Origin of the sequence: Brachyspira catarrhinii (genome assembly GCF_005518285.1) — a bacterium.
In the GTDB taxonomy this organism is placed as follows: Bacteria; Spirochaetota; Brachyspiria; order Brachyspirales; family Brachyspiraceae; genus Brachyspira; species Brachyspira catarrhinii.
Window position 1 is genome coordinate 1 of the sequence record NZ_SJDU01000097.1, and the last position, 6,952, is coordinate 6,952.

Here is a 6,952-nt window from a genome sequence, read left to right on the forward strand (position 1 = left end):
ACCATATTTAAGTTATCCATTATTTATTAACTTTAATTTAAGTAAAATATAACATAAATTAAAAAATATGTCAATAGTTTAATTTATAAAAATTTATCGTTATCGCGAGATTTATCGAAACAATACAAAAAATAGATTATTCGCCAACGGCTAACTTTATTTTTGGCAAATGACAATATTTTAAATTATAACTATTGACAACAATTCTATTTTAGTATATAATTTATTCATTAAATTAAATAAAAATTTTTAAGAGGAAAATAAATTGATAAAAACGGCTTTCGTAAATATTAATCGCGTTTCAAATAGCGGTTTTTCTATGATGCAAATGCGATTTACGGACGGCTGTATAATATAGATTTTATTTTTTGTCTCCAGCCGTCAAATTTTATTTGGCGGCTTTTTTGTTTTAAAAATTTTTATAAAAACTTGATTATGGGAGATTTGCCAATGAATAAAAAAAATAAAATATCGGAAGTTAAATACTTTGAAACGAATAAAACTTTCAAATTTGAAAACGGAGAGACGATAGAAAATTTGACTATAGCCTACACGGTAAACGGCAGACTTAATCTAAATAAAGATAACGCTATTTTGGTTTGTCATGCTTTTACGGGCGACTCGAATGTCACGCTATGGTGGAGCAATTTTGTCGGAAAAAATAAAGCGATAGATATAAATAAATATTTCGTTATTTGCTCGAATGTCTTGGGAGGATGCTCTGGAACTACGGGACCTTCTTCAAAAAAATCTAAAGGCAATTCTTATTACGGAACGGATTTTCCTACTTTCACTATTAAAGACATTGTAAAGGCGCAAAAAATTCTTATAGATTATTTGGGAATAAAAAAATTATATTGCGTAGTCGGAGGTTCTATGGGCGGAATGCAAGCTCTTCAATGGACGGCGACTTATCCCGATACGATTAAAAAGGCAATAATAATCGCAAGCTCGATGACGCATTCTCCTATGCAAATAGCTTTAAATGAAATAGCTCGTCAGGCTATAACTGAAGACAACGAATGGTATGGCGGAAAATATTACGGAATTTCGTCTCCCGATAAAGGACTCGCTTTGGCTCGAATGCTCGGACATATAACCTACATGAGCGAAGAATATATGAGAGAAAAATTTGGAAGAAAGAGAAAAAAATCTTTAAAATATTTTACGCCTTCTTTTGAAGTTGAAAATTATTTGCATTATAACGGCGAAAAATTTACCACAAGGTTCGATGCGAATAGTTTTTTATATCTTACTAAAGCTATGGATTTTTTCGATGTAAGAGATGAGATAAAAAAAATAAAAACTAAAAAAAATATTTCGCTTAATAAAGTTCTTATAATATCTTTTATTTCCGATTGGCTTTATCCGAGTTCGCAGTCGGTTGATATTGTAGACGCTTATAATCATTCCAATATAGAAACTGAATTTCATGAGATAAAATCGAATTACGGACATGACGCTTTTTTGATAAAAAACGAAGAGCAAGCGAAATATATACATAATTTTTTGAAAAGTTAGGTTTTTAAATTTTCTACTTGACTATGCCGAAAAAATTATTATCTTTTAAATAGATTGATTAAATAAAGGAGTCGATATATGATTATCGCGTTATCTATTATGTTTTGTTTATTTTTAGTTTGTAAGGATTTCATTTTTTATGACAATAAGAAAAGCCGAGTTAAACGATTTGAATATTATCTTAAAAATATTCGAGCATGCAAGAAATTATATGAAAGAAAACAATAATCCTAATCAATGGGGAGACAATCATCCGCCAGCGAGTCTTATAGAAGAAGATATTAAAAATTCAATCGGTTATGTTTGTTTGGACGATGAAAATAATATAGTCGGTTATTTTTGTTTTTATGTTGGAATCGAAGAAGATTATAATCAAATATACGAAGGAAATTGGCTTAACGATAAAGAATACGCCGTTATTCATAGAATAGCCACAATGAGCAATAAAAAAGGAGTCGGCGGATTTTGTATGCGTTATTGTTTCGATAAATATAAAAATATTAAAATCGACACGAGCGAATATAATATTCCCATGCAAAAATTACTCGAAAGAGAAGGCTATACAAAATGCGGAATAATCAAATTGAGAAGAAACGAAGAAGATAGAATCGCCTTTCAAAAATCAGAATAAATTTTTAAATGAAATAAAATGAAAGATTAACCTTTAATAATAGAAAATTAAAAAGTTAATCTTTCATTTTTGATTTTCTTATTATAGCTTATAATTTATGCCATATCTTTTTGAAAAATACGACTAAAAATACTATAACGGCAACGGTTAACGATAATTCGAATAATGTTTCCACAATATCGTCAAAATCGTCAATTATACGATATAAAATATAACCGCCGCCAAAATATCTGCTAAAATACATTAAACCTAAAAATATTAATCCTACAATTGCGATTATTCCCGCAATCAATAAAAATTTTTTAGATTTTTTTGAAGTTGTTATAATATTATTTTTCATGATAAAACCTCCTTAAAATAAAAATAATTATTTGTCATATTCGTCTCCTTTTTTAATATTAACATTATCAAGATTTTTTTTATCGTATTCGATTATTTTATATTCTTTATTTTCTTTTTTATCATAGTTTATTTTTCGCGCTTCTTCTTTATTTTCGTTTCGTCTATTGTTATCATTTAAATTAATATCGTCTTTTATGAATCTTTTTACAAAATACATAACGATAATAATCATGGCTATTATTCCGACTATTCTAAAAAAATCTTCAAAATCATCGAATATATCTTCAAGAATATCGTCAAAACAATATAGCCGAACGGACGCCGTAAAAACAAAAATTAAACTATTTAAAATTATTTTCTTCAATTTACTTTTCCTTAATAAAAAATATAAAAAATTAAATATCGTATCAATTGCCTTTATCCGAATTCTTATTAAAATATTTTCGGACAAAAAACACTATTGCCGCTATTATTACCACTATTCCTATTACTTTAGCCAAATCGTCAAATAGAAAATCAAAAGTATCTTCTATCAAATCGAAACAGTATAAATTAATAGCCCCCGCAAACATTAAAATTATTGAAAAAAATTTCTTCATTTTCTTGCCTCCTTTCTTTACTTTAATGTAATGAAGTTTTATTTTCTATATTATAATTATAACACATTGTAATTATTTTGTAAATAGTTTATAAATAAAATTTACATAAAAATAGAGTTGAATCTAAAAGTTGATATTATAAATAATACAAATACTACAATTTTTACTATGAAATTGAAAAAACTAAAATCAAAAAATTAAATTATTAAGCATTCTTTCAATATACCGAATATAAAAATATAAATTATTAGGCAATCGTAATGTATAAATATGTTATAGAAGGTTCAAAAAATATTTCTGGGACCGTTCAAATTTCAGGTTCAAAAAACGCTTCGCTTCCTCTTTTGGTAGCGTCAATTTTAACGGACGAGCCTATAACTTTGCATAATGTCCCCGATTTAGTCGATGTTCATGTTCTTATAAATATATTAGAGCCTTTGGGTAAAAAAGTAGATTTCAAAAATAATACTACAGTCATAATATCTCAAAACGGAAAAAGCGATGAAGCTCCTTATAAATTGGTAAAAAAAATGAGAGGCTCGATAATAGTTTTGGGACCTTTGCTTGCGAAAAGAAAACATTGCAGAGTTTCTTATCCAGGAGGTTGCGCTTTCGGACCAAGACCAATTGATTTGCATTTAATGGGAATGGAAAAATTGGGAGCGGAGATTGACATATCGGGCGGTTATATAAACGCTAAGGTTAAAGATAGACTTAAAGGAAATGAAATAAATTTATTCGGAAAAAACGGACCGACAGTGCTTGGGACGGATAATGTTATGATGGCGGCAACTTTGGCGAAAGGAAAAACTATAATAAACGGAGCGGCAAGAGAACCCGAATGCGTTAATTTGACGGAATTATTGGTTTCAATGGGCGCTAAAATCGAAGGAATTGGAACTTCGACTTTGGTTATAGACGGAGTGGACGAATTGCATGGAACGGAATTTGAAGTTATACCCGACAGAATAGAAACGGGAACTTTTCTTGCAATCGCGGCGGCGGGAAAAGGAAAATTGAAATTGGAAAAAACCAATCATAAACATTTAACTTGCGTTTTAGATTTGCTTTCTTCAATAGGTTGCAATATTAAAACTAAGGACGGCACTATTGAAATTGACGCCACAAATAGAGAATTGAAACCTTTTACTGTGGAAACTTTGCCTTATCCCGATTTTCCAACCGATTTGCAGGCTATTTTTACTACTTTGGCATGCGCAATCAATGGTAGAAGCGATATTAAAGAAAATATTTATCCCGACAGATTTAGCAATGTCCCAGAATTGATTCGTATGGGAGCGGATATAAGAGAAGAAGAATCGAAGATAATTATTAACGGCGGGAAAAAATTATCTGGAGCGGATGTTCAGGCAAGCGATTTGAGAGCGGGAGCGGCTTTGGTTGCGGCGGGAGCTATAGCGGAAGGAATCACCAATATTCACAGAATCTATCATATTGAAAGAGGATATGAGAATTTGGAAGATAAATTAAATAAAATTAATATAAAAACCAAAAAAGAAAAAGACGATATTTTATAAAAGGGGGATTAAATGGTTCGAGGCGTTTATACTGGAGCAAGCGGAATGATAGCTCAACAGGAAAGATTGGATGTTGTGGCAAATAACTTGGCTAATGTCGATAAACCTGGATTCAAAAGAGATACGGCGACTTTCAAGGCTTTTCCAGAAATGATGGCTGCAAGAAAAGAAGACGATGGAGTTGTAATATTTCCTTTGGGTTCTACCGATATAAGACCTTATGTGGGAAGATTGGGAACGGGTGTGGAAGTCAACGAAGTTTTTACCGAATGGGAACAAGGCTCTTTAAGGGAAACGGGAAATCAGCTCGATATTGCATTAAGCGATAAAGGATTTTTCGCGATAGAAACTCCGCATGGCGAAAGATACACGAGAAACGGAAGCTTTCTTATCGATAAAGATAATTATTTGGTGACAAAACATGGCTATAAAGTGATGGGAGAAAACGGCTATATTCAAATAAAAACGAATAATTATGTTATAGACGAAGAGGGAAGAGTAAGCGTAAACAGAAGATACCAAAACAACGAAGACTTTGTTCAACTTACCGAAAACGAATGGAAAGACGAAGAAATTTTAGACACTTTAAAAATTGTCAGATTTGAAAACGAAAGATATTTGAAAAAAGAAGGCGAATCTTTTTGGGTTGATACGGAAATCAGCGGACCAGCGTATATAGCGCAAAAAGGAGTCGACCGCCCGAAAGTGCTTTCAAGATTTTTGGAAATGAGCAATGTAAATCCGATTAACGAAATGGTTAGAATGATTGAAGTTCAAAGAGCTTACGAACTCAATTCAAAAACCATAGCCACGCATGACACTTTGATTGGAAGAGTGGTAAACGAAGTAGGAAGAGTATAAATTTTTATTTTAATATTATAAACATATAAAATCCCCAATTAATATTTTGATAAAAAATATACGATAATATATAATAGCGTATAAAATATAAAAAATTATAAATTATTACGAACGGGGAAACTATGGCTTTATCTAAATCAAAAAGAAATCTAATTCGGATGATAAAAATTCAAATTCTATCCATATATATATTATGCGATTTTGCAATATGGTATTCTTTTATATGGTTTTTCATTTATAATAAATCGGGGCTTCCTTTCTACGGCATAAAAATATTATTTATGGTCGTATCTTTTATATTATTTTTAAGTTTTTGTCGGAAATGGGAGAAAGGCGAAAAAATAAATATTGCCGACAGAACTGTAAAAGCATTTCCCACATTAAGCGTTTTGGGAGGTTTAATAGAAATAGCGATGTTCGCCGTTTTTAACGGAGAAACTTATATATATACTTCTTTAGCCGCCGTTTTTGCCTGTTTGCTTTTGAGCGGAGGCATTTGTTCTTTATACGCGATGGTATTTAGATTCGCTTCCAATAAATCGGATTTGGAAGAAAATGTAAGCGCTTTCTATCTGTCTTTGATATTTAAAGTTTTATATACGATTTATTTTTTCTTTTCATGCGTGGCTTTCGGTTTGATTTTGAATTATATAAGAATTAGAGAAGAATCTTATTTGAATATTTATGAAGAAGAAACTTTAAATGAAATTTTTAATGTAAACGATAGCATAAATAAAAATTATGAAAACGCTTTTTCAGATTTAAGAGTTTTTGACTTAAGAGTAAAAAACAATTTGAATCAAAATATTTTAAACATAAATAATTTGAGTCGTTATATAAATGAAAATTATAGATATATAGACTTAAAAAATAATTATAATTCTATTTACATAAATATAAACGGAAGATTTTTGGATAGAGGTTCTTCGGCTTCGGTATTCGTATCGAAAGACGCAAATAATATATATTCTACCTCGATAAATTACGGTCCTCCGCCAATATCTCTTTCAAACAATAATAATTTTTATTCGGATATTTTAGTCGACAATATCGGAAATATATCCGTATCTTTTTATTATCCTTTGACATTAATAAACAGTCAAATGGGAAATATAATCGCAAATATAGACATATCGGAATATTTTGAAATTATAAACGACAGTAGTTCGCTTTCCGCTTGGAATTATGCGAATTATAAATTAAATGATAGAAATGTCGTATATGCGAGCGATAGAAGATTTTTTAATCAAGCTTTGTATAATTTATTCGGTTCTGAAAGAGAATTTTATCAATATATCGGCGATTTTGAAAGTCGACTTGAAAGCAATTCTTTTTATATAACTCCCGTATTTAATATGAATAACGGCGTTAGAACGATAGCGATTTTTTCTTATATAAAAAATTTGAATATGATTTCGATATATTATAAGGATTTAAACTCCATAATAAAAAATTCTTAT

Annotated in this window: 7 protein-coding genes and 1 pseudogene; 5 read left to right on the plus strand and 3 right to left on the minus strand. The window is 30.1% G+C overall.

What is annotated here, in order from left to right; genetic code table 11:
• Positions 1–450 precede the first annotated feature (450 nt).
• Positions 451–1,521 carry a homoserine O-acetyltransferase MetX gene (gene metX, locus EZH24_RS05125; protein ID WP_236847077.1) on the plus strand — a complete coding sequence of 357 codons (1,071 nt, stop codon included), beginning with the start codon at positions 451–453 and terminating at the stop codon, positions 1,519–1,521.
• A 139-nt stretch (positions 1,522–1,660) separates the two neighbouring features.
• Positions 1,661–2,152: a GNAT family N-acetyltransferase gene (locus EZH24_RS05130; protein WP_137998057.1), complete on the plus strand. Its 492-nt coding sequence runs from the start codon at positions 1,661–1,663 to the stop codon at positions 2,150–2,152.
• 88 nt (positions 2,153–2,240) lie between these two features.
• Here EZH24_RS05130 and EZH24_RS05135 read toward each other — a convergent pair whose 3' ends face one another.
• Genes EZH24_RS05135 through EZH24_RS05145 form a run of 3 tightly spaced genes read right to left on the minus strand, consistent with a single transcriptional unit; the run spans position 2,241 to position 3,093 of the window.
• On the minus strand, positions 2,241–2,492 hold the full coding sequence (locus EZH24_RS05135; RefSeq protein ID WP_137998059.1) for a hypothetical protein: 252 nt from the start codon (positions 2,490–2,492) through the stop codon (positions 2,241–2,243).
• Positions 2,493–2,519: 27 nt separating this feature from the next.
• Positions 2,520–2,858 carry a hypothetical protein gene (locus tag EZH24_RS05140; protein WP_137998060.1) on the minus strand — a complete coding sequence of 113 codons (339 nt, stop codon included), beginning with the start codon at positions 2,856–2,858 and terminating at the stop codon, positions 2,520–2,522.
• A gap of 43 nt (positions 2,859–2,901) precedes the next feature.
• Complete coding sequence (locus EZH24_RS05145) at positions 2,902–3,093, minus strand: hypothetical protein (protein WP_137998062.1); 192 nt, start codon at positions 3,091–3,093, stop codon at positions 2,902–2,904.
• A 260-nt stretch (positions 3,094–3,353) separates the two neighbouring features.
• On the opposite strand from EZH24_RS05145, the gene murA reads away from it, so the two are divergent.
• The 3 genes and pseudogenes from murA to EZH24_RS05160 all read left to right on the plus strand — a co-directional run.
• Entirely contained in the window at positions 3,354–4,631 is a 1,278-nt protein-coding gene (gene murA, locus EZH24_RS05150) for a UDP-N-acetylglucosamine 1-carboxyvinyltransferase (protein ID WP_137998064.1), read from the plus strand.
• Positions 4,632–4,643: 12 nt separating this feature from the next.
• Complete coding sequence (gene flgF, locus EZH24_RS05155) at positions 4,644–5,492, plus strand: flagellar basal-body rod protein FlgF (RefSeq protein WP_137998065.1); 849 nt, start codon at positions 4,644–4,646, stop codon at positions 5,490–5,492.
• Between the two features lie 122 nt (positions 5,493–5,614).
• A pseudogene (locus EZH24_RS05160) lies at positions 5,615–6,952 on the plus strand (hypothetical protein); the annotation flags it as partial.

Coding starts and splice junctions, on each gene's coding strand:
- metX (WP_236847077.1), top strand. CDS start 451: ATGAATAAAAAAAATAAAATATCGGAAGTTAAATACTTTGAAACGAAT.
- EZH24_RS05130 (WP_137998057.1), top strand. CDS start 1,661: ATGACAATAAGAAAAGCCGAGTTAAACGATTTGAATATTATCTTAAAA.
- EZH24_RS05135 (WP_137998059.1), bottom strand. CDS start 2,492: ATGAAAAATAATATTATAACAACTTCAAAAAAATCTAAAAAATTTTTA.
- EZH24_RS05145 (WP_137998062.1), bottom strand. CDS start 3,093: ATGAAGAAATTTTTTTCAATAATTTTAATGTTTGCGGGGGCTATTAAT.
- murA (WP_137998064.1), top strand. CDS start 3,354: ATGTATAAATATGTTATAGAAGGTTCAAAAAATATTTCTGGGACCGTT.
- flgF (WP_137998065.1), top strand. CDS start 4,644: ATGGTTCGAGGCGTTTATACTGGAGCAAGCGGAATGATAGCTCAACAG.